Raw genomic sequence first — 22,271 nt, forward strand, 5'->3', positions numbered from 1 at the left:
CGTGCCCCGCCCCCCCCCCCCCCTCCTCCCCCCCCCCCCCCCCCCCCCCGCGCCCCCCCCCCCCCCCCCCCCCCCCCCCCGACGAGGAGGGTCGAGCCCGGTCTGGGATCAGGAGGACGCCTCGGGGGTCGTTTCCCCGAGATACTCGCGCCAGAGGGCGCTGGGCCCGAGCGACTGGATGAAGGCCTCGTGGGCGGCGCGTTCGGCCTCGGTCAGGCGCGAGATCAGGGTGCGCGGACGCGCATCGCGGGCGGCGGCGGTTCCTGGGCGGGCCGCACCGGCCCGGGCGGCGGGCTGCAGGGACAGGTCGAAGCCCACCTGTTTGCCGCCGATCAGCTCGATATAGACCTCGGCCAGGATCTCGGCGTCGAGGAGCGCCCCGTGCTTGGTGCGCCGGGAATTGTCGATCCCGTAGCGGGAACAGAGCGCGTCCAGGTTGTTTGCCGCGCCCGGGTGCTTGCGCCGGGCCATCGAAAGCGTGTCGACCACGTCGGACAGGGTGAATTGCGGGTGACCGGTCCGGGCGAATTCCGCATTGAGGAAGCCGATGTCGAAGGCGGCGTTGTGAATGACCAGGCGGGCATCCCGGACGAACTCCGCGAACTCGTCGGCCACGGCGGCGAAGACCGGCTTGTCCTTGAGGAACTCGTCGGAGAGCCCGTGGACCGCGAAGGCACCGGGCGAGACCGGGCATTCCGGGTTGATGTAGACGTGGTAGCTCTTGCCCGTGGGGATGTGGTTGAGAAGCTCGACGCAGCCGATTTCGATCACCCGGTCGCCGTTCGCATGACTGGTGCCGGTGGTTTCGGTATCGAGAACGATTTCACGCAACATGGCTGGTTCACTCTGACTCGAAAGGACGGTGCCGGCCCGGGCGGCCGGCGAGACAGGCGAGAACCGACCGCACCTGCGCCTCGGCGGAGGCGAAGCCGCGGCTGGTATCGACCAGGAAATGGGCCCGCGCCCGCTTGTCCCCGTCCTTCATCTGCCGGTCCAGGATGGCACGAAATTTCTCATCCGTCATGCCGGGCCGGGCGAGCACGCGGGCGCGCTGAACCGACGCAGGCGCCGTGACCACGAGAACGGCGTCGCAGCGCGTCTCGCCGCCGGTCTCGAACAGGAGCGGAATGTCCAGCACGGCGAGCGGCGACCGGGCCGGGAGCCGCCCGAGGAAGGCCTCCTCCTCGTCCCGCACCAGCGGATGCACGATGGCCTCGAGCCGACTCATGCGCTCGGGACTGTCGAGGACGGCCGCGCCGAGCCTTGCCCGGTCGACCACGCCGTCGGTCACGGTGCCGGGAAAGGCCCGGTCGATCAGCGGCACGGCGCGGCCGCGGTAGAGCCTGTGCACGGCGGCGTCCGCGTCGTGAACCGGCACGCCGAGCCGGCGGAAGAGATCGGCCGTGGCCGATTTCCCCATCCCGATGGAGCCGGTGAGGCCGAGCACGAAGGTCATCGCCGGCCCTCGATGTCGGCGAGGATCAGGGCCCGCAGCTCCGGCGTCACCTCGGGGGTCACGCCGAACCAGCGCCGGAAGCCGGGCACGGCCTGGTGCAGGAGCATGCCGAGTCCGTCGACCGTTCTCAGACCCCGGGCGGAAGCGGCCGCGAGGAGCGGAGTCGCGAGCGGAACATAGACGATGTCGGCCACGGCGGCGTCGCGCGGCGCCCCGGCGAGATCGAGGGCGAGCGGCGGCTGGCCGGCCATGCCCAGCGACGTGGTGTTGACGATGAGCCGGGCATGGGGGATCACCCGCGGCAGCGCTTCCCAGGCCGCGGTCTCAAGCCCGACCGGGCTCCCGGGCCTGAGGGCGCCCACCAGGTCCTCGGCCTTGGACGGGGTGCGGTTCGCCACGAAGATGCGCTTCAAGGGCCTCTCCTGGAGGCCGGCCACCACGGCCCGCGCGGCTCCGCCGGCCCCGAGCACGAGAGCGGTTTCCACATCCTGTTCCCAGCCCGTCCCCAGGCTCGCGTCGAGATGGGCCATGAAGCCGGTGACGTCCGTGTTGTCGCCCCAGAGCACCCCGTCGCCGATCCAGACGGTGTTCACGGCGCCCACGCGTTGCGCCTGCGCGGTGCGGCGCTCGACGCCCAGAAAAGCCATCTCCTTATGCGGGATGGTGACGTTGCCGCCGGCAAAGCCCCGGGACGGAAAGTCCTTCAGGAAATCCCCGAAATTCACAGGCGCCACGTCGATGCGCTCGTAGGAGCCCTCGAGCCCGTACCGCTTCAGCCAATAGCCATGGATCAGGGGCGAGCGGGAATGCTTGATCGGATGGCCGACGACGAAAGCCTTCGTCATGAAACAGGATCCTTAAAGGGCGAGGCAGCCGAGGCGGCGCAGGGCGGCGAGAAGCGGCAGGAGAGGGAGCCCCAGGATGGTCGAATGGTCCCCCTCGACCGCCTCGAAGAGATGAACCCCGAATCCTTCGAGCTGGTAAACCCCGACGCTCTTGAGCACGTCCGGCCCGGCGAGGTCGAGATAGAGGTCGATGGCGTTCGCGGTCAGGGGCCGCATGGTCAGATGGGCGCTGTCGAAAAGGCGCTCGACGACCTGGCCGCCGATCGCGAGGACGCCCGCGGAATGGAGCGCATGCCGTCGCCCGGACAGCTCCGTCAGTTGGGCTTGGGCAGCCGGGCGATCCGCCGGCTTGTGGAACACCCGGCCCTCGCAGGCGAGCACCTGGTCGGCTCCGACCACCACCCGGTCCGGATGGCGGCGGCTGACGGCGAGCGCCTTTTCCTCGGCGAGACGGATGGCGAGCGCCGGAGGATCGAGTTCCTCATGGGCGGCCGCCGCCTCGACGGCCCGCTCGTCGATGGCGGAATCCTGAGTTTCGACCGGCAGGCCTGCGCTCACGAGCAGGGCGAGCCGCGTCGCACTCATGGAGGCGAGGAGGAGCTTGTCGGCTGGGGTCCAGAGCGCCGGCATGGGCTTATTCCGCAATGAAGCGCAGACGATGGTCGCGGTAGAGATCGATGATCGCCGCCGCCGTCTCCTCGATGGAGCGACGGGTCACGTCGATGACCGGCCAGCCGTTGCGGGCGAAAAGCCGCCGCGACGCCGCGAGTTCCTCGGCGACCGCGTCCCGGTCCACATAGGACGTGTCGTCATCGGCGTTGAGGCTGAGGAGCCGGTTCTGCCGGATCTGCACGATGCGCTCCGGCGTCGCCACGAGCCCGACGATCAGGGCCTTCCGGGCCGTCTCCAGGACGGCCGGCGGCGGCACGCCGGGCACAAGGGGAATGTTCGCTGTCTTCAGGCCGCGATTGGCCAGATAGATGGCGGTCGGCGTCTTCGAGGTGCGGCTCACGCCGACCAGGATCACGTCCGCCTCGTCGAGATCGTGCGGCAGATGCCCGTCGTCGTGGAGCAACGTGAAGTTCATGGCGTCGATGCGCTTGAAATATTCCGCGTTCAGCATGTGCTGCGCGCCGGGGCGGGCCGTCGAGTGCGTGCCGAGATAGGAGGAGAGCAGGGCATGGACGGGCTCGAGGACGGAGAGATGCGGCGAGCCCGTGGCACGGCAGACCTCCTCGAGCCGATGGGCGAGATCCTGCTCGACCAGGGTGTAGAGCACGATGCCGGGCGCGGTCTCGATCTCGCTGATCACCCGCTCGAGTTGGGTGTTCGAGCGCACGAGCGGATAGACATGCTCGATGGCGGCCACGCCCTCGTATTGCGCGACCACCGCGCGGGCCACCGTGATGAGGGTTTCGCCGGTCGAGTCCGAGACGAGATGAAGATGGAAATAGCTGCGTCCCACGGCGGAGTCCCTCCAGGAACAGGAGTCGATCAGTGTGGATAAAACGCCCCGATGCGCAGGTCCAGCCAGGAGGCCTGTGGGATTCAGGCGAAGCCATCAACAGGGCTCGTCATTCTGCGACTCATCCGGCGTCGAATTGGGAGAATCCGGCACGAATCACCCCCAAGTTTTCGATTCAGGTTTGGTTAAGCTTCGTTAACGGGCTGTTAAGGTTTAACAAATCGGAAAGGATTGTGGCCGGCCCGCCCCATCCGTTAATGACCCGTTAACGGCCGAGCCCGTGTGGACCGTCTGTGGACGGGGTTGCGGCTTTGCGATTCACGGCCCAAGAGAAACATCAGATTCTTAGATTCAAAGATTATCTTTTAAGAGAGGGCCTGTGAGCGAGCGTCCCACCAAAGCGATCCTGCGCGTGCTGAACGGCGAGCCGGTCTGGCCTCTGCCGATCTGGATCATGCGTCAGGCCGGTCGCTATCTGCCGGAATACAGGCAGACCCGAAGCGAGGCCGGCTCCTTCCTCGATCTCTGCTACACGCCCAGGCTGGCCGAGGAGGTGACGCTTCAGCCGATCCGCCGCTTCGGCTTCGACGCCTCGATTCTCTTCTCCGACATCCTGGTCATCCCCCATGCCCTGGGCCAGGACGTGCGCTTCGTCGAGAACGAGGGACCCAAGCTCGATCCGGTCACCTCGCAGGCGGATTTCTCCAGGCTCGCCGACGAATTGCCCCTGGAGCGGCTGGACCCGGTCTTCGAGACCCTGGACCGCCTCAGCAAGAGCCTTCCCCGGGAGACGACCCTTCTCGGCTTCTGCGGAGCGCCCTGGACGGTGGCGAGCTACATGATCGCCGGCAAGGGCACCCCCGACCAGGCGCCGGCCCGGCTCACGGCCTATCGCGATCCGGCTTTCATGGATGCCCTGATCGACCGTCTGGTCCGCGCCTCCACGGCCTATCTCGTCCGCCAGATCGATGCGGGCGCGGAAGCGGTCCAGATCTTCGAGAGCTTCGGCTCCGCCCTGCCGCCCGCCCTGTTCGACCGGCTGTCCCTGAACCCGATCCGCCGGATGGTGGAGGGCCTGAAAAGCGCGCGACCGCACGCGAAGGCGATCGTCTTCGTCCGGGGGGGCGGGGCCAACCTTCATCGCTTCGCGGCCGCCGGCATCGGCGACGCGCTGGCGCTCGACTGGACGCTCGATCCGGCCCTGCTCCTGCCGACCCTGCCGGACAGGGTTGCGACTCAGGGCAATCTCGATCCCCTGGCGCTGATCGCCGGCGGCGAGGCCCTGACCCGGGGGGTCGACCACATCCTGAGCGCGGTGCGCGGGCGCCCGCACATCTTCAATCTCGGGCACGGCATCCTGCCGGAGACCCCGATCGACCACGTGGCGCAGATGATCGCCCGCGTGCGGGGGGCCTGACATGCTGTATCTGTGGATCAAGGCGGCCCACGTGATCGCCATCATCGCTTGGATGGCCGGCATGCTCTATCTGCCGCGCCTGTTCGTCTATCACTGCGACGCGCCCAAGGGCTCGATCCAGTCCGAGACCTTCAAGATCATGGAGCGGCGCCTGCTCAAGGCGATCATCAACCCGGCCATGGGCCTCGCCTGGATCCTCGGCCTGATCCTCGTCTGGCAGGGCGGCTGGATCACGTCCGGCTGGCTGCACGCGAAGGTGCTCCTGGTGCTCGTCCTGTCCGGCGTGCACGGGTTCCTGTCGCGCACCGTGAAGGATTTCGCCGCCGACCGGAACACCCGTCCGGCGAAATTCTACCGGATGATCAACGAGGTGCCGACGGTGCTCATGATCGGCATCGTGATCCTGGTGATCGTGAAGCCGTTCTGACGTCGAGTCGGGCTCCGCCTCGTCATGGCCGGGGATGACGCGGAAGGCAGATCGTCCCCTCCCGGACGGCGCTCGCACGGCCGTGTTGTCAAACCCTCTTGAGACTTGAGCGGAAAGAGGCTAAATAAGAGGTCTCTTCCTCAAAGACAGGTGCGCTGCACGGGGCCCTCAGGGCTCTCTCAAGTCACTCCCGTGAACTGAGCGGCCCTGTCGAACGTTTCCCGATCTCCCCCGCGTACAGCCCCATCTGACCGCGACTTTACCCCGAGAGTGTTCCCCGATGAGGGAAATCAAACTTCAAGACCTGAAATCCAAGACGCCCACCGAACTCATCGCCTTCGCCGAGGAGCTCGAGGTCGAGAACGCGAGCACCATGCGCAAGCAGGAGCTCATGTTCGCCATCCTCAAGCAGCTGGCGGCGCGCGAGGTGGAGATCATCGGCGCGGGCGTCGTCGAGGTGCTCCAGGACGGCTTCGGCTTCCTGCGCTCGGCCGATTCGAATTACCTCCCCGGCCCCGACGACATCTATGTCTCGCCCTCGCAGATCCGGAAGTTCGGACTGCGCACCGGCGACACGGTCGACGGGCCGATCCGCGGCCCGAAGGAGGGCGAGCGCTATTTTGCGCTGCTCAAGGTCAATACCATCAATTTCGAGGATCCGGAGAAGATCCGGCACAAGGTTCATTTCGACAACCTGACGCCGCTCTTCCCGCATGAGCGCTTCAATCTCGAGATCGCCGATCCGACCCGCAAGGATTTCTCGCCGCGCATCATCGACATCGTGTCGCCCATCGGCAAGGGCCAGCGCGCGCTCATTGTGGCGCCGCCGCGCACCGGCAAGACGGTGCTGATGCAGAACGTGGCCCAGTCGATCACCACCAACCATCCCGAGTGCTACCTCATCGTGCTGCTCATCGACGAGCGCCCGGAGGAGGTGACCGACATGCAACGCTCCGTGAAGGGCGAGGTCGTGGCCTCCACCTTCGACGAGCCGGCGACCCGCCACGTGCAGGTGGCCGAGATGGTGATCGAGAAGGCCAAGCGTCTGGTGGAGCACGGCCGCGACGTGGTCATCCTGCTCGACTCGATCACCCGCCTGGGCCGCGCCTACAACACCGTGGTGCCGTCCTCCGGCAAGGTGCTCACCGGCGGTGTCGACGCCAACGCCCTGCAGCGCCCGAAGCGCTTCTTCGGCGCGGCGCGCAACATCGAGGAGGGCGGTTCGCTCACCATCATCGCGACCGCGCTGATCGACACCGGTTCGCGCATGGACGAGGTGATCTTCGAAGAGTTCAAGGGTACCGGCAACTCTGAAATCATTCTGGACCGCAAGGTGGCCGACAAGCGCACCTTCCCGGCCATCGACATCACGCGCTCGGGTACCCGCAAGGAGGAACTGCTGGTGCCGAGCGACACGCTCAAGAAGATGTACGTGCTGCGGCGCATCCTCAACCCGATGGGCACGGTCGACGCCATCGAGTTCCTGCTCGACAAGCTGCGCCAGACCAAGTCGAACCAGGAATTCTTCGACTCGATGAATACCTGAGGCGAATCACCCGCTTCCGATCGTCAGCCCCATCCTCTCGGCCGAGAGGGTGGGGTTTTTTATGGCCCGGTTTGCACTTGCTCTCAGAACACTCCCATTATTGCAGAGATCAAAAGCGAGCCTGCGTAGGCCAGCCGGTTCGAGAAGAAAAGGAACATCGCCGCTCCCATGCACTGTGACGGCGTTCGCCTCACCCGGACCGGGCAGGACCGAAGACGCCGCTTGCCAGGACAACGCCGAACGTCACCAGAATTATCCCGCTGAGAGCGGACCTGTCCGGGATCTCCCCCAGGATCGGAACCGCCAGCAGGGCCGCGAGCACGATCGACAGGGGCGAGACGGCGGCCGCCCGCGAGGCGCCGAGCCGGTCGACGGCGACGCCGTAGAGAACGATCCCGGCAACGCCCGAGGCAAAGCCCTGCACGACCGCCTGCGCCACCACGGGTCCGGCCCGGCCGTCACCGAGCGCCTGGACCAGGGCCGGAGCCCCGAAGGGCAGGAGGATGAGAAACGACCACAGGCCGATGAGCGATGCCGCCTGGAGGGCCGACAGGCCGCTGCGGCGATAGGCATGGGTGTAGATCCCCCACAGGCCGGCGCCGGCGAGGAGCAGGATGTGACCGCGCCAGGTGCCGTTGCCGGCCAGCAGCACGCCATGGCCGGCGATGCAAAGGACGCCGACCAGGATGAGGACGAAACCCGCGACGCGGGTTCGGCCGGGCCGCTCGCCGAACACGAGCCAGCCGATCAGGGCCACGAAGAGGGGCATGGTGCCGGGCAGGAGCGGACCGATTTCCGCCGCCGGGGCATATCGCATGCCGAGCGCCACGATCAGAAAGAACGGAGCGCCGGAGCCGAGGAGCCCGAGGCCTTTGACGACGCCGAGGCCTTTCGGGAGCAGGCCAATGCGCGCGCTGATCGGGAGGAGCAGGAGGGCGGGAACCCCGAACCGCAGGAGTCCGATTGCGGCCGGCGGCAGGTCGTGGGTGACCGCGTGGCGGGTGGCGACCGCCCAGACGGCCCAGATCGTCACTGTGGCGAAGGCAGCGAGCCACCCGATCAGGTGACGATGGGTTCGAGGCGGGAAGCCGGCGAAGTCGGACATGGGAACCTCCAGTGTCCGAAGCATAAGCTGTCAGAGCGGGGCATGTCCTTGCGAAGTTCGGCTTGCTGATTGTGCCTTCTTGGCAGAAGATTGCGTGAAATCGGGTTTGTCGCCGCCATGCCTTTTATCGAGCTCGACGCCATCGATCTGCGAATCCTGAACGCCCTTCAGTCCGACGGTCGGCTGACCAACCAGGAACTGGCCGATCAGGTCGGACTCTCACCCTCGCCCTGCCTGCGCCGGGTGCGGCGGCTGGAGCGCGACGGCTTCATCCGCACCTATCGGGCCGTGCTCGATCGGGATTCGGTCGGTCTCGGGCTCACGGTCTTCGTCGAGATCAAGGTCGAGAAGCATTCCCGCGACAATGCTCAGGCGCTTCAGCAGGCCCTGGCCTCGATTCCGGAAGTCGTGGCCTGCCACATGGTGTCCGGCACGGCCGACTTTATGGTCGAGATCGTGGTGACCAACCTCAAGGCCTATGAAAGGCTTCTGACCGACAAGCTCCTAGTCCTGCCGATGATCGGCGACATCCGGTCGAACTTCGCCCTGACCCGAGTGAAATCCGACGCGGCCCTGCCGCTGACCCATCTGAAACGGGACAAGCCCGAGCGGGAGCCGGATTGCTGAGGGTGGACGCCTCCGGGCGGGATGGGCGCATGAACGGGGCAAGCCGTCCCCGCCACGTCATGGCCGGGCTTGTCCCGGCCAGCCCGATGCGATGAAGCTCGGCGTTTCAGACAATTGGGATCACCGGCACAGGGCCGGTGATAACGTGGGAGAGGATGGCCCGCTCGGACCCATGCCGCCATGGCCAAGCCTGTTGCCGCCATTCCGATCGGAGAAGCGCCGGCCTCTCAGAAGCGGGAACACCGCGACAAGCGCGGCCACGGCGGGGGAGGGGGAGGCCGCCCGACTATGCTCTGCCCGTCACACCGCGGCTCCGCTCCGGGGCCAGCATCTCCGCCACGGTTGCCCTCAGCCCGTCCGCATCCGCGACCGGAAGCGAGCAGCGCATTCCCGCGCAGACGAGGGCTCGGGCGCCGGGCCCCGAGGCGGCCAGCGCCCGGGCGGGATGGTGCTCGTCCAGGACCTCGTCCGCGCGCAGCCGGCGGACGGTGCGGTCGGGGTAGGGCACCTTGAGCGCTGCATCGAACAGGGCGTCGGCGTCAGGACCCGTCACGAGGATGCACAGGCCCCTCAGGTGCAGGTCGAGGGCGTTGAGGATCGATGCATGACCGAGGGGCGCCGAACCGGCCATGCCGACGATCCGGTCCAGCACGCCGGACGCCCGCTCCAGGTCGTCGGGCGTCTCCGTGATCTGCGCCAGCCGGACCATGGCCTCGGCGAAAACCCCGTTGGCATTGGGTACGGCATCGTCATGGGTGGGTTGGGGACGGACGACGAGAGGATCCGCCCCCGGGCCGTCATGGCGAGGCTGCCGGTCGCCGCGACCATGTAGTCGGCGAACAGCCCGTCGCGCTAGGTTTCCGCATCCCGGAGATAGGCGGGCTCGCCGGTGGCCTCGTAGAGCGCGAGCGCGGCCCGCATCATGGCGGCCTGGTCGAGGGCGAAGCCCGGGAAGACCAGCGCGCCGCCACGCTAGGAATGGCCGAGCCGTCCGTCGCGGCTCATCGCATGGCGGACGAACAGATAGGCCCGCGCCGCGAGGCCGATCCAGTCCGGCCGGTCGAGCAGGGGCGCGGCGTGCGCGAGGGCCGCGATCATCAGCCCGTTCCAGTCCGCCAGCACCTTGTCGTCGAGGCCCGGCCGCAACCGCCCGGTGCGGCGCTCCAGGAGCTTCGCCCGCATGAGGGCCAGCCGCTCCTCCACGGTCGGCCCAAGTGACGATGCCGGTGGCGGCATCCTGGAAGACGGCCCGGCCGGTCTTGGCGAAGGCCAGGGCGTAGAGTTCCAGGAGTTGCGCATTGTCGTAGAGCATCTTCTCGAAATGCGGCACGAGCCAGCGCTCGTCGACGGAGTAGCGGGCGAAGCCGCCGCCGATATGGTCGTGAATCCCGCCGAGGGCCATCCGCTCCAAGGTCAGGAGGAAGCCTCTCTTCGCCTCGTCATCCCCGGTGCGGCCGGCATAGCGGGCGAGGAACTCGAGAATCGGCGGGTTGGGAAACTTCGGCGCGCCCTGCAGACCGCCGTTCTCCGTGTCGATCAGCCCGGTGAGCCGTGAGCCCAAGCGGTCGAGATCGGCGACGCCGAGGGTTTGATCGCGTCCCGATTCTTGAGGATGCGCTCGGGTTCCGAATGATACAGGCGGCTCACCTCCCGCAGCACAACCACGAAACCCGGCCGCCCGAAGCGCGGCTCCTTGGGGAAATAGGTGCCACCCCAGAACGGCTCGCCGTCGGGCGTCAGGAACATGGTGAGCGGCCAGCCGCCGGGTTCCGCGAGCAGGTGGAGGGCGCTTATAGAGACGTGGTCCACGTCCGGGCGCTCCTCGCGGTCGACCTTGATGTTGACGAAGTGCTCGTTCAGGACCGCGGCCACGTCCGGGTCGTCGAAGCTCTCGTGGGCCATCACATGGCACCAGTGGCAGGCGGCGTAGCCGATGGAGATCAGGATCGGCCGGTCGCGACGGCGGGCCTCGGCCAGGGCGTCGGGCCCCCATTCCCACCAATGGACAGGATTGTCTCTGTGCTGCAGAAGATAGGGGGAACTGGCCTTCGTCAGGCGGTTCATGGGTCCTGCTCCCGAGTCAGGCCCGACGGGCCGGGACGGATCCCGGCCGCCGCTCACGGTCTTAAGACGTCATCAACCATAACGCCTCTTCGGTCTCACAGGGTTCACCCTCATGCGTTCGGACGACACCATCTTCGCCATCGCCTCGGGCCACGGCCGCGCTGCCGTCTGCCTGATCCGGATCAGCGGGCCGGAGAGCGGCACGGTCCTTGAGCGGATGGCGGGAGGGCTGCCGGCGCCGCGCCGTGCCGTGGTGCGGATTCTGCAGGATCCGGCAGGTGGCGATCCCCTCGATCAGGCCCTGGTCCTGTGGATGCCGGGGCCTGGGAGCTTCACCGGCGAGGACCAGGTGGAGCTCCATATTCATGGCGGCCTGGCGACCCGGGCCGCGGTGCTCCGGGCCCTCGGGTCCCTGGACCGTTGCCGCCCCGCCGAGGCCGGCGAGTTCACCCGCCGGGCCTTCCTCAATGGGCGGATGGACCTGGCTCAGGTCGAAGGGCTGGCGGACATCATCGACGCCGAGACCGAGGCCCAGCGGCGGCAGGCCATGCGCCAGCTTGGGGGTCACCTCGGGAATGCGGCGGAGAGCTGGCGCGAGACTGTCCTGCAGGTCCTCGCCCTCCTCGAAGCGAACCTTGATTTTTCTGATGAGGGCGACGTCCCCGAGGATCTCGAAGCGGACATTCTCCGGATGATCGACCGGGTGCAGGACGAGATCGGCCGGGCGGTGGCCGACCGGGGCGGCGAGCGTCTGCGCGAGGGCCTGACCGTCGTTCTGGCAGGTCCGCCGAATGCCGGAAAGTCGACCCTGCTCAATGCCCTGGCGCGCCGGGATGTGGCGATCGTGTCGCCGATTGCCGGCACCACGCGCGATCTGATCGAGGTTCACTGCGATCTCGCCGGTCTCCCGGTGGTCATCGTCGACACGGCGGGCCTGAGGGAGAGCCGCGATCTCATCGAGCAGGAGGGCGTCAGCCGCGCCCGTGCACGGGCTCAGGATGCGGATCTCGTGCTCTGGCTCGTGCCGCCGGGCGACCGGCCTGATGAACCGCCCCGGGCCCGGCGCCTGCTGCGGGTGGGCACGAAGGCCGATCTGCCCGGGGCCCGGACGGACTGCGACCTGATGGTCGCGGCGGCGACCGGCGAGGGCCTGCCCGCGTTGATCACGCGGCTCGAGCAGGAGGCCGGCGCCCTGATGGGGCAGGGCGATGCTCTTGTCACGCGGGAGCGGCACCGCAAGGCCCTCGGCCGGGCTCATGGATCGCTCGTTCGTGCGCGTGCCCTTCTGACCGAGGCCGGCCCGCTTGAACTCGCCGCCGAGGAGGTGCGCCTCGCCGCTAGATCGATTGGCGAGATCACCGGCCGGGTCGACGTGGAGGACATGCTCGACCGCCTGTTCTCGAGCTTCTGCATCGGCAAGTGATCGTCTGTGGCCACGCACGCCGATAAGCCGGAGCCCGGGCCCGTTTTCCAGGTTCACGAATCGGTGGAACAATGCTGAATCGGCAGGGCACAACTTGTGGACTGGACGTGCAGAACCGGGGCCGCGTCCAAAATGTTTCACGTGAAACATTTTGCCCTTTTGACCTTCGCCGCGCGGCGGCTTAGAGCCAGATGCATCCGGACAGATGGCAATGCGACGCTCCCCGCCCCGGTCGAGCGTCCGGCAGGAATGGTGGCAGCGGGGCGGACCTCGGGCTCTCGTCCGGGGGCTGCCTTACCGCATGGAGATTGGGAATGGGTGATCAGTACGATGTAATCGTCGTCGGCGGCGGCCACGCGGGAGCCGAAGCGGCCGCAGCCTCAGCCCGGATGGGCGCTCGTACGGCCCTGGTCACGCACAAGCTCACGACGATCGGCGCCATGTCGTGCAACCCGGCCATCGGAGGCCTGGGCAAGGGCCATCTCGTGCGCGAAATCGATGCCCTGGATGGGATCATGGGCCGCATCGCCGACCGGGCCGGCATCCAGTTTCGCCTGCTCAACCGTCGCAAGGGTCCTGCCGTGCGCGGGCCACGGACCCAGGCAGACCGCAAGATCTACGCCCGTTCCATGCAGTCTGAGCTCCGCCAGACGGACAATCTTTCGATCGTGGAGGGTGAAGCCGACGATCTTGTCGTCGAGGCGGGCCGTGTCACCGGTTTGCGGCTCACGGACGGGAGGGTGCTCGCCGTTGGGGCGGTCGTCATCACGACCGGCACCTTCCTGTCGGGCCTCATCCATATCGGCGAGAGGAAGATCCCGGCCGGCCGCATGGGAGAGCGTCCTTCGCTGGGGCTGCCGAAGACCCTTGCGCGGCTCGGTTTCAGCCTCGGGCGCCTCAAGACCGGCACCCCGCCCCGTCTCGACGGCCGCACGATCGATTGGTCCGGCGTCGACAAGCAGGCGGCCGATGACGAGCCGGTACCCTTTTCCCTGCTGACCACCCGGATCGCCAATCCGCAGATCGAATGCGGCATCACCCGCACGACAGAACAGGTTCACCGCCTGATCCGGGACAACCTGCACCGTTCCGCCATGTATTCGGGCGAGATCCAGGGCAGGGGACCGCGCTATTGCCCGTCGATCGAAGACAAGGTGGTCCGCTTTGGCGACCGGGACGGTCACCAGATCTTCCTGGAACCGGAGGGTCTGGACGACAGCACCGTCTATCCCAACGGGATTTCCACGTCCCTGCCGGAGGAGGTGCAACTCGCCTTCCTGAAGCATATCCCGGGTCTGGAGAAGGTCCGGATGCTCCAGCCCGCCTATGCGATCGAGTATGATTACGTCGATCCGCGCAACCTCACGGCTACGCTCGAGACCAAGGCGGTGACTGGCCTGTTTCTCGCCGGCCAAATCAACGGCACGACCGGCTATGAGGAGGCGGCCGCCCAGGGGCTGGTGGCCGGCCTGAACGCCGCGCGTCGCGCTGGAGGCCGGGATGGCATCGTGTTCGACCGGGCCGAGTCGTATCTCGGGGTTCTGATCGATGATCTGATCACCCGCGGGGTGAGCGAGCCCTACCGCATGTTCACGTCGCGCTCCGAGTACCGCCTGAGCCTGCGCATCGATAATGTGGACGAGCGCTTGACCGGCAAAGGGCTGGAGATCGGCTGCGTTGGCCGCGAGCGCGCGGCCCAGTTCCGGCGGTCTCAGGACGAGATCGGCGCGACGCGCCGACATCTGCACGCGCTCACCGTCACTCCCAGCGAGGCTTCGCGCCAGGGCCTCGACCTGAACCAGGACGGCATCCGCCGGTCCGCTTACCAGCTACTGTCCTATCCGAACATCGCCTGGGCCGACCTGGAGCGGGTTTGGCCCGAGCTGAAGAGGATCGGTCCGACGGTGCGCGAGCGGCTGCAGACGGACGCCACCTATGCGGTCTATCTTGATCGCCAGCAGGCGGATATCGCATCTTATCGGCGGGACGAGGGGGTGGTGCTCGAGGAGAGCATCGACTTCCAGGGACTTCCCGGGCTGTCGAACGAGATCAAGGCCAAGCTCGATCTGGTCCGTCCCAAGACACTCGGCCAAGCCGCCCGGATCGAGGGCATCACCCCGGCCGCGTTGACCCTGCTGGCCGCCCATGCGCGCAGAAGTTCCGGGCGCGTCCCGGGTGAGGCCGAGGTGCTGTCATGAAGCACGTCGGTGGGGTGACCGCTTCCGATCTGAATGTTTCACGTGAAACATTCGAGAAGCTCGAGTTGCTCGAACGGGAGCTCCGGCGCTGGCAGGCGATCAAGAACCTCGTCGGGCCTGCCACCCTGAACCAGATCTGGGAGCGCCATATCGTCGATTCGTTGCAGCTCCTCGACCTCGCTCCCGAGGCCAAGACATGGCTCGACCTGGGGTCCGGTGCCGGGTTTCCCGGTCTCGTGCTTGCCATCGCGGGAGCGGAGAGGGGGCTCAGCGTCCATCTCGTCGAGAGCAACTCGCGCAAATGCGCATTCCTCCGCCATATTGTCCGCCTGACCAATGCGACAGCGACCGTGCGCGAGGCACGGCTCGAAACCGTGATGCCGGACTTCGTGGGGCAGGCCGACGTGGTCTCCGCCCGGGCCCTGGCAGCGCTCGACCAGCTGCTGGACTGGACCGCACCTTTGTTGAAATCGGGGACAATCGGCCTCTTTCCCAAGGGGCGCGATGTCGAGTCGGAATTGACCGAGGCCCGGAAAAAGTGGACATTCTGGGCAGAGATCCTGCCGAGCCTGACCGATTCCGAAGCCAGGATTCTGCGCATAACCTCCATCGAGAGCCATTCATGATGACCGACCGCAACGGACCCGAAGCAGGCGCGCGTGGCGTGGAGCCGCGCGTTCTCGTGCTCGCCAACCAGAAGGGGGGCGTCGGCAAAACCACGACGGCGATCAACCTCGGCACCGCGCTGGCGGCCATCGGCGAGAAGGTGCTGATCATCGACCTGGACCCGCAGGGCAACGCTTCGACGGGCCTGGGCATCGACCGCAAGAGCCGCCAGATCTCGACCTATCACGTGCTTGCGGGTGAATCGTCGTTGGCCGAAGCCATCACCGAGACGGTCGTGCCCGGATTGTCCGTGGCGCCCTCGACCCTCGACCTTCTTGGGGTCGAGCTGGAGATCGCCCATGAGCGGAATCGTTCGCACCGTCTCCGGTCGGCCATTACCAGCCTTTCGGCCGTCGAGGTAAGCGAACCTTTTACCTATATTTTGATCGATTGCCCGCCATCGCTCAACCTTTTGACCATCAATGCCTTGGTGGCTGCTGACGCGGTTCTCGTCCCCCTCCAATGCGAATTTTTTGCTCTGGAAGGTCTCAGCCAGTTGCTCAAGACGGTCGAACAGGTCCGGTCGGCGCTCAACCCGGATCTCTCCATCCATGGAGTCGTCCTGACCATGTTCGACCCGCGCAATAACCTGTCGGGACAGGTTGTGGCCGATGTGCGCGAGTTCATGGGGTCCAAGGTCTACGAGACCATGATCCCCCGCAATGTCCGTGTGTCGGAAGCGCCGTCGCACGGCAAGCCGGTGCTGCTCTACGATCTGAAATGCGCCGGCTCGCAGGCCTATCTCCGCTTGGCCTCGGAAGTCATTCAGCGTGAACGCGCCCTGCGCGCGGCTTGAACTATTTGAGAGAGACAATGGCAGAAGAAGGTAAGTCGCGCCTGGGCCGGGGACTGGCCGCCCTGATCGGGGAAGTCGGGGACGAGATGGGCAATGTCGAGCGCAAGGGCTTCGTCCCGCGCCACGTGCCGGTGGAACTCCTGCGCCCAAACCCGCGCAATCCGCGCAAAGTGTTCGACGACGATGACCTGCAGGAGCTGACCCAATCGATCAAGGACCGCGGCATCATCCAGCCCATCGTCGTGCGCACGATCCCGAACCACAGAGAGGAGTACGAAATCGTCGCCGGGGAGCGCCGTTGGCGCGCGGCGCAGAAGGCCGGCCTGCACAAGGTGCCGGTGGTCGTGGTGACAATCGACGACAAGACCTCCCTCGAATATGCGATCCTGGAGAACGTCCAGCGCGCCGACCTCAACCCCATCGAGGAATCGGAAGGCTATTCCCGGCTTATGGTCGAGTTCTCCTACACGCAGGAGAACCTGTCGAAGATCATCGGCAAGAGCCGCAGCCACATCGCCAACATGCTGCGTCTCGCCGATCTGCCCGTCGGCGTGCGCAAGCTCCTGATGGAGCGCAAGCTCACCGCCGGCCACGGCCGCGCGCTCCTGTCCGTGAAGGATCCGGTGCAGGTGGCCAAGCGGGTTCTCGACGAGGGCCTGAGCGTGCGCCAGGTCGAGGAGATCGCCCAGAACGACAACGCCGATCCGGAGAAGGCGGAGGTCAAGGCGGCCAAGGCCGCCAAGGGCGAGAAGGATCCGGACACCCGCGCCCTTGAAAAGGCCCTGCAGGACGTGCTCGGCCTTACGGTCAGCATCGACCACAAAGGCAAGGGCGGCGAATTGCGAATCAAGTACAAGACCCTGGATCAGCTCGACGGGTTGTGCCGGAGGCTCAATCCCTAAAGCATTGGACGTGTCATCGAACTCACGCCCGATGGATTAAGCTTTTGTTTGGGAGCATCGGACGCAAATCCGGTTCCCACTTTTCACGTCCGATGCTCTAAGAGGCTCAATCCCCGAGGACCTCCTGTCGACAGCAATTGCCTCATCGTCATCACCGGCCCTGTGCCGGTGATCCCGATGCGGTGAGGCGCAACGCTTCCCGGACCGGGAGGGCCGGCACGAGACCGGCCATGACCGAAGGCGGCGTCCTCTGACGGGAAAGCTGCTACCGCCGCGCTGCCCGGGCGATGTCGAGCAGGGTCTTCGCCGCGATCGTATCGTCGAGATCGGCCAGGCGGCGGGTCTGAAGGAGGCTGGTCTGCAGGAGGGCGATCGCGCTCCGGAGATTGCCGCTGGTCCAGCGCTGCAGATGACGCTCCACGAGGGGTTTGCGCCGGAAATGCAGGCTGCGCAGGGTCTCCATCACGGCCGGGATCGGCCGGCCTCCCTCTACGGAAAGGCGCGCGGTCAGCAGCATCAGGGCATGACGGAGTGCTGCGCCCAGCAGCACGGAGGCATTCACCCCCTCGGCGGCCAGGCGCCGCGAGCCCGTCTCGAGACCCGCGCCTTCACCCGCGAAGGCGGCGTCGATCACCGCGTCCATGGCGAGGCTGGACACGTCGCTCATGATCGCATCCACGTCGGCGAGCGTGATCTCGCTCTGACCATGGGCGTAGAGCATCAGCTTGGCGAGTTCGCCCCGGGTGGCGAGCCGGTCGCCGCCGAGGCTTGCGATCAGGGCCGTCCTGGCCTCCCGCTGAATCGAGAAGCCGTTCGCCTTCAAGGTCTCGTCGACCACGGTGCCGAGGTCGCGGCCTGTATCCGCATAACAGGGCAGCGCCAGCGCCTTCTGCGAACGCTCGCAGAGGGTCCGCAGGGGAGATGATTTCTGGAGGTCGCCGCCCTCGATGACGATCACCGTGTCCTGCAGCTCTCCCTTGAGGACCGTATCGACGGCCGGGGCGATATTGCGCGAGGTGGATTTCACCCAGATGGCGCGCTTGGACCCGAACAGCCCCATGGTGCCGGCCTCGTCCGCGAGACGGGCCGGGTCGGCCGCGATGTCGTCGCCGTCGATGCGAATGAGCTGGAACGGGTCGGAGGGATCCTCCACGGCACGCTCGGCCACCGAGCGGGCGCGCTCGTTGATCAGGCCCGTGTCGGGCCCATAGAACAGGAACACGCCGATACGGGGGTCGGGGCGCCGCAGCGCCCCATCCACGTCACCGGCTTTGACGGCGACCATCGGCGTCAGCTGGCCGTGGCGAGCGCCGCCGACAGCCGGGTTCTCACCTGCTGCGCCAGGTCCCTAGCGAGCCTGATCTCCGCATCCCGTCCCGCCCGGATGTTGGCGAAGCGCTGCGGGAAGCGGTCGAAGCTCGTCGTGGAGGTCGCCGTGCCCTGCGTGACCACGGTCTTTCCGTCGAGGCTCGTCAGGGTATAGGTCAGGGTGCCGCCCACGATGACCGAACTCGCCGTGCCGGTCTCGGTGTCGACCACCGGACTCGACCGGCTTTCCTGCAACGCCAGCTTCAGGCTGTAGCGCTTGGGGGTGTCCGATCCCGAGCCGTTGAGCAGGTAGACCAGCTCGCTGCGCAGGTAATGTCCCGAATTCGCGAGCGCCGGCGGCCACTTCACCTCCGGCACGTCGATGGAGGCCAGCACCGTCTGGAGCGACTCGCCCGAGGCCGTCGGGCCGTAGAGCGGCCGGAAGCAGGCGGACAGGCCGAGAGATAGGCCTGCCACGAGAACGACGGGGGCGAGACCTTTCAGGTTAAACGACGACATTCACGATCCTTTGGGGAACCACGATGAACTTGCGGGCGGGCTTCCCTTCCATAGCCTTTTGCACGCCATCGAGCGAGAGCACAGCCGCCTCGATGGTAGCCTGATCGGCATCGCGGGCAACCGTCACGTCGGCGCGTTTCTTGCCGTTGACCTGAACCGGCAAGGTGACCGTGTCCTCGACCAGCAGGGACCGGTCGACCGCCGGCCAGGCCGTGTCGGACACGAGGCCGGGCTGGCCCAAGGATTCCCAGCACTCCTCGGCCAGGTGCGGCATCATCGGGGCGAGCAGCTGCACGAAGATGCGCCCGGCCTCGGTGAAGGCCCGGCCCAGGCCGGGCTCGTCGCTGGTCTTGGCCCGGTTCGCCAAGTCCTGCAGGGCGTTGGCGAGCTCGTAGAGATGGGCCACGCAGCGGTTGAAGCGCAGGCGCTCCACGTCGTCCTCGACGGCCGCCAGCGCCTTGTGCGCCGCCTTGCGGACCGCCAGCGCGATCGGACCGTCGCCGGACGCGCCGTCGCTGCCGATGCGCTCGGCGATGTCGCCCACGAGGCGCCAGACGCGCTGCACGAACCGGCCGGCGCCCTGCACGCCCTCCTCGGTCCAGATCACGTCGCGCTCCGGCGGCGAGTCGGAGAGCATGAACCACCGCGCCGTGTCGGCCCCATAAGACGCGATGATCTCGTCCGGATCGACCGTGTTCTTCTTGGACTTCGACATCTTCTCGATCGAGCCGATCTCGATCGGCGCGCCGGTCTCCACATGGAAGGCCTTTCGGGCGTTGCCCTGGACCTCGAAGCGCACGTCGGCGGGCAGCACCCAGCCGCCGCTCTGATCCTTGTAGGTCTCGTGCACCACCATGCCCTGGGTGAACAGGCCGGCGAAGGGCTCGTCGAGGCCCGCATGGCCGGTCTTCCTCATCGCCCGGGTGAAGAAGCGCGAATAGAGCAGGTGCAGGATCGCATGCTCGATGCCGCCGATATACTGGTCGACCGGAAGCCAGCGGTCCACGGTCGCCCGGTCCGTCGGCTTGTCGACGAGGGTCGGGTCGGTGAAGCGCGCGAAGTACCAGGACGAATCCACGAAGGTATCCATGGTGTCCGTCTCGCGCCGGGCCTTGCCGCCGCATTGCGGGCAATCCACGTGCTTCCAGGTCGGATGGCGGTCGAGAGGGTTGCCCGGCACGTCGAAGGACACGTCCTCCGGCAGCACCACAGGCAGCTGGTCCTTCGGCACCGGCACGACGCCGCAGGCCTCGCAATGGATGACCGGGATCGGGCAGCCCCAGTAGCGCTGGCGCGAGATGCCCCAGTCGCGCAGGCGGAAGTTCACCTTGCGCTCGGCCACCGCGTGATTGCCGCGGGTCTCGGCCTCCAGACGCCGGGCGACCTCCTCCTTCGCCTCCTCGATGGTCATGCCGTCGAGGAAGCGGGAATTGATCATCCGGCCGTCGCCGTCATAGGCCACGTCGGTCACGACGAAGCTCGCCGGATCCACGTCGGGCGGGCAGACCACGGGAGTGTTGCCTAGGCCGTACTTGTTGACGAAGTCCAGGTCGCGCTGGTCGTGCGCCGGGCAGCCGAAGATGGCGCCGGTGCCGTATTCCATCAGGATGAAGTTCGCCACGTAGACCGGCAGGGTCCAGTTCGGGTCGAACGGATGCAGGGCACGGATCCCCGTGTCGAAGCCCAGTTTCTCCGCCTTGTCGATAGCCTCCTGGGCCGTGCCCATGCGCTTGGCCTCTTCGATGAAGGCGGCCAGTTCCGGGTTCTTCGCGGCCGCGGCCTTGGCCAGCGGATGATCGGGCGCGACGGCCATGAACTTGGCGCCGAACAGGGTGTCGGGCCGCGTCGTATAGATCTGCAGCTCGGTCTCGCCGTTCGGCACCGTCTCAGGAGCCAGGGCGAAGCGGACCAGCAGCCCTTCCGAGCGGCCGATCCAGTTGCGCTGCATCAGGCGCACCTTCTCGGGCCAGCGGTCCAGGGTGTCGAGGCGGTCGTCGAGATCCTGCGCGAAATCGGTGATCTTCAGGAACCACTGGGTCAGCTCGCGCTGCTCGACCAGGGCGCCGGAGCGCCAGCCGCGCCCGTCGATCACCTGTTCGTTGGCCAGAACCGTATGGTCGACCGGGTCCCAGTTCACCTTGGCGGTCTTGCGGTCGACGAGGCCCGCCTCCAGGAAGTCCAGGAACATGCGCTGCTGGTGCTTGTAGTAGCTCGGATCGCAGGTCGCGATCTCGCGGCTCCAGTCGATGGCCAGGCCCATGCTCTGCAGCTGGGCGCGCATGGTGGCGATGTTGGCATAGGTCCATTCCTTCGGGTGGACCTTGTTCTGCATCGCGGCGTTCTCTGCCGGCATGCCGAAGGCGTCCCAGCCCATGGGATGGAGCACGTTGAAGCCGCGGGCGCGCTTGTAGCGCGCCACCACGTCGCCCATGGTGTAGTTGCGCACGTGGCCCATGTGGATGCGTCCCGACGGATAGGGGAACATCTCGAGCACGTAGTATTTCGGACGCGGGTCGTCGTTGTTCGTCCGGAACAGGTCGCGGTCGTTCCAGACCTTCCGCCATTTCTGCTCGGCTTCCTTGGCGTTGTAGCGCTCGGGCCTCATGTCTCGTCAATCATCCGTCATTTCGAGCAGGAAGGGCTTCCTGCTCTCTTGTTCCCATCATCGCATGATCGTATCGGTGGGCCGGCATCCCCGTCACCGGATCATGCTTCAACGATTCAAGCGGCTTGCGCCGCCACGTTGCGGCGGACTAGGACACAGCTCTCCCGCGCGGTCAACGGTTTCGCGCGCGCGAGGCGGCTTTAAGAGGATCCCATGAGCGACAACCACGCGGTCGACGGCCTGAGGCAGGTGCAGGAGAGTATCCGGCGCGCGGCGTCCGATTACGGGCGCGACCCGTCGGGCATCACCCTCGTGGCGGTCTCGAAGACCTTTCCGGCCGAGGCCATCGAGCCGGTGCTCGCCGCGGGCCAGCGCGTCTTCGGCGAGAATTACGTGCAGGAAGCCAAAGCCAAGTGGCCGGCCCTGCGGGAGCGCTTTTCCGACGTGGAGCTCCACATGATCGGTCCGCTCCAGTCCAACAAGGCCCGCGAGGCCGTGGAACTCTTCGACGTGATCCACACGCTCGACCGCCCGTCGCTCGCCGAGGCGCTCGCCCGGGAGATCGCCCGGCAGGGCCGGACGCCCCGCCTGCTGGTTCAGGTGAACACCGGCGAGGAGCCGCAGAAGGGCGGCGTGATCCCGACTGAGATCGACGCCTTCCTCGAGGCCTGCCGCAACACGTATGGATTGCAGGTGGATGGCCTCATGTGCATCCCGCCGGCCGAGGACCCGCCGTCGCCCCATTTCGCCCTGCTCAACACCATCGCGAGGCGCCACGGGCTGGGGATGCTGTCCATGGGCATGAGTGCCGATTTCGATGCGGCGATCCAGCTCGGCGCCACCCATGTGCGGGTGGGCAGCGCGATCTTCGGGGCAAGGCCGTCGAAGGCCTGAGACTGCAT

23 protein-coding genes are annotated in these 22,271 nt (G+C 66.9%); 11 read left to right on the forward strand and 12 right to left on the reverse strand.

The window, feature by feature from the left end:
* Window positions 1–108 precede the first annotated feature (108 nt).
* Genes dnaQ through OCW50_RS09530 form a run of 5 tightly spaced genes read right to left on the reverse strand, consistent with a single transcriptional unit; the run spans window position 109 to window position 3,766 of the window.
* Complete coding sequence (dnaQ, locus tag OCW50_RS09510; protein WP_262271339.1) at window positions 109–834, reverse strand: DNA polymerase III subunit epsilon; 726 nt, start codon at window positions 832–834, stop codon at window positions 109–111.
* 7 nt (window positions 835–841) lie between these two features.
* The gene (coaE, locus tag OCW50_RS09515; RefSeq protein ID WP_262271340.1) at window positions 842–1,456 is read right to left on the reverse strand and encodes a dephospho-CoA kinase; all 615 of its coding nucleotides are present in this window, start codon (window positions 1,454–1,456) and stop codon (window positions 842–844) included.
* A complete protein-coding gene (locus tag OCW50_RS09520; protein WP_262297293.1) occupies window positions 1,453–2,301 on the reverse strand; it encodes a shikimate dehydrogenase in 849 nt (282 codons plus the stop codon). Before OCW50_RS09520 ends, coaE begins: the two co-directional genes overlap by 4 nt.
* A 12-nt stretch (window positions 2,302–2,313) precedes the next feature.
* A complete protein-coding gene (locus OCW50_RS09525) occupies window positions 2,314–2,931 on the reverse strand; it encodes a Maf family protein (protein ID WP_262297294.1) in 618 nt (205 codons plus the stop codon).
* Window positions 2,932–2,935: 4 nt separating this feature from the next.
* Entirely contained in the window at window positions 2,936–3,766 is an 831-nt protein-coding gene (locus OCW50_RS09530; RefSeq protein WP_173948731.1) for a pyruvate, water dikinase regulatory protein, read from the reverse strand.
* Window positions 3,767–4,145: 379 nt separating this feature from the next.
* On the opposite strand from OCW50_RS09530, the gene hemE reads away from it, so the two are divergent.
* The 3 genes from hemE (at window position 4,146) to rho (ending at window position 7,156) form a co-directional block, all read left to right on the forward strand.
* Window positions 4,146–5,183, forward strand: a complete 1,038-nt coding sequence (hemE, locus tag OCW50_RS09535) for a uroporphyrinogen decarboxylase (protein WP_262271343.1) — start codon at window positions 4,146–4,148, stop codon at window positions 5,181–5,183.
* 1 nt (window position 5,184) lies between these two features.
* Window positions 5,185–5,610, forward strand: a complete 426-nt coding sequence (hemJ, locus tag OCW50_RS09540) for a protoporphyrinogen oxidase HemJ (protein ID WP_262271344.1) — start codon at window positions 5,185–5,187, stop codon at window positions 5,608–5,610.
* Between the two features lie 280 nt (window positions 5,611–5,890).
* Complete coding sequence (gene rho / locus OCW50_RS09545; RefSeq protein WP_173948728.1) at window positions 5,891–7,156, forward strand: transcription termination factor Rho; 1,266 nt, start codon at window positions 5,891–5,893, stop codon at window positions 7,154–7,156.
* A 190-nt stretch (window positions 7,157–7,346) separates the two neighbouring features.
* Here rho and OCW50_RS09550 read toward each other — a convergent pair whose 3' ends face one another.
* The gene (locus tag OCW50_RS09550; protein WP_262297295.1) at window positions 7,347–8,261 is read right to left on the reverse strand and encodes a DMT family transporter; all 915 of its coding nucleotides are present in this window, start codon (window positions 8,259–8,261) and stop codon (window positions 7,347–7,349) included.
* 117 nt (window positions 8,262–8,378) lie between these two features.
* Between OCW50_RS09550 and OCW50_RS09555 the strand changes: the two genes are divergently transcribed.
* A complete protein-coding gene (locus OCW50_RS09555; RefSeq protein WP_262271346.1) occupies window positions 8,379–8,888 on the forward strand; it encodes an Lrp/AsnC family transcriptional regulator in 510 nt (169 codons plus the stop codon).
* A 286-nt stretch (window positions 8,889–9,174) separates the two neighbouring features.
* Here OCW50_RS09555 and OCW50_RS09560 read toward each other — a convergent pair whose 3' ends face one another.
* Together OCW50_RS09560 and OCW50_RS09565 are read right to left on the reverse strand one after the other, a co-directional pair.
* Window positions 9,175–9,597 (reverse strand): hypothetical protein, encoded by a 423-nt coding sequence (locus tag OCW50_RS09560; RefSeq protein WP_262297296.1) that lies wholly within the window; start codon window positions 9,595–9,597, stop codon window positions 9,175–9,177.
* A gap of 263 nt (window positions 9,598–9,860) precedes the next feature.
* The gene (locus OCW50_RS09565) at window positions 9,861–10,070 is read right to left on the reverse strand and encodes a hypothetical protein (protein WP_262297297.1); all 210 of its coding nucleotides are present in this window, start codon (window positions 10,068–10,070) and stop codon (window positions 9,861–9,863) included.
* On the opposite strand from OCW50_RS09565, the gene OCW50_RS09570 reads away from it, so the two are divergent.
* Entirely contained in the window at window positions 10,069–10,443 is a 375-nt protein-coding gene (locus tag OCW50_RS09570; protein ID WP_262297298.1) for a hypothetical protein, read from the forward strand. The genes OCW50_RS09565 and OCW50_RS09570 overlap by 2 nt on opposite strands.
* Here OCW50_RS09570 and OCW50_RS09575 read toward each other — a convergent pair.
* Entirely contained in the window at window positions 10,425–10,952 is a 528-nt protein-coding gene (locus tag OCW50_RS09575; protein WP_262297299.1) for a thioredoxin domain-containing protein, read from the reverse strand. The genes OCW50_RS09570 and OCW50_RS09575 overlap by 19 nt on opposite strands.
* Window positions 10,953–11,064: 112 nt before the next feature.
* Between OCW50_RS09575 and mnmE the strand changes: the two genes are divergently transcribed.
* From mnmE to OCW50_RS09600, 5 genes are all read left to right on the forward strand, one after another.
* Window positions 11,065–12,375, forward strand: coding sequence for a tRNA uridine-5-carboxymethylaminomethyl(34) synthesis GTPase MnmE (gene mnmE, locus OCW50_RS09580; RefSeq protein WP_262297300.1), 1,311 nt, complete (start codon window positions 11,065–11,067; stop codon window positions 12,373–12,375).
* Window positions 12,376–12,689: 314 nt separating this feature from the next.
* Complete coding sequence (gene mnmG, locus OCW50_RS09585) at window positions 12,690–14,573, forward strand: tRNA uridine-5-carboxymethylaminomethyl(34) synthesis enzyme MnmG (RefSeq protein ID WP_262297301.1); 1,884 nt, start codon at window positions 12,690–12,692, stop codon at window positions 14,571–14,573.
* On the forward strand, window positions 14,570–15,199 hold the full coding sequence (rsmG, locus tag OCW50_RS09590) for a 16S rRNA (guanine(527)-N(7))-methyltransferase RsmG (protein WP_262297302.1): 630 nt from the start codon (window positions 14,570–14,572) through the stop codon (window positions 15,197–15,199). Before mnmG ends, rsmG begins: the two co-directional genes overlap by 4 nt.
* On the forward strand, window positions 15,196–16,035 hold the full coding sequence (locus OCW50_RS09595; RefSeq protein ID WP_262297303.1) for a ParA family protein: 840 nt from the start codon (window positions 15,196–15,198) through the stop codon (window positions 16,033–16,035). The genes rsmG and OCW50_RS09595 overlap by 4 nt, the downstream gene beginning before the upstream one ends.
* A gap of 17 nt (window positions 16,036–16,052) precedes the next feature.
* Window positions 16,053–16,937, forward strand: a complete 885-nt coding sequence (locus OCW50_RS09600; protein WP_262271351.1) for a ParB/RepB/Spo0J family partition protein — start codon at window positions 16,053–16,055, stop codon at window positions 16,935–16,937.
* A gap of 265 nt (window positions 16,938–17,202) precedes the next feature.
* Here the strand turns inward: OCW50_RS09600 and holA are convergent, their stop codons facing one another.
* Genes holA through leuS form a run of 3 tightly spaced genes read right to left on the reverse strand, consistent with a single transcriptional unit; the run spans window position 17,203 to window position 21,369 of the window.
* Entirely contained in the window at window positions 17,203–18,222 is a 1,020-nt protein-coding gene (holA, locus tag OCW50_RS09605; RefSeq protein WP_262297304.1) for a DNA polymerase III subunit delta, read from the reverse strand.
* A gap of 5 nt (window positions 18,223–18,227) precedes the next feature.
* Window positions 18,228–18,764: an LPS assembly lipoprotein LptE gene (gene lptE / locus OCW50_RS09610; RefSeq protein ID WP_262271353.1), complete on the reverse strand. Its 537-nt coding sequence runs from the start codon at window positions 18,762–18,764 to the stop codon at window positions 18,228–18,230.
* Window positions 18,751–21,369: a leucine--tRNA ligase gene (gene leuS, locus OCW50_RS09615; protein ID WP_262297305.1), complete on the reverse strand. Its 2,619-nt coding sequence runs from the start codon at window positions 21,367–21,369 to the stop codon at window positions 18,751–18,753. The genes lptE and leuS overlap by 14 nt, the downstream gene beginning before the upstream one ends.
* A 213-nt stretch (window positions 21,370–21,582) precedes the next feature.
* Between leuS and OCW50_RS09620 the strand changes: the two genes are divergently transcribed.
* The gene (locus OCW50_RS09620; protein ID WP_262297306.1) at window positions 21,583–22,263 is read left to right on the forward strand and encodes a YggS family pyridoxal phosphate-dependent enzyme; all 681 of its coding nucleotides are present in this window, start codon (window positions 21,583–21,585) and stop codon (window positions 22,261–22,263) included.
* Window positions 22,264–22,271 lie beyond the last annotated feature (8 nt).

This window comes from Microvirga sesbaniae (genome assembly GCF_025460805.1).
In the GTDB taxonomy this organism is placed as follows: Bacteria; Pseudomonadota; Alphaproteobacteria; order Rhizobiales; family Beijerinckiaceae; genus Microvirga; species Microvirga sesbaniae.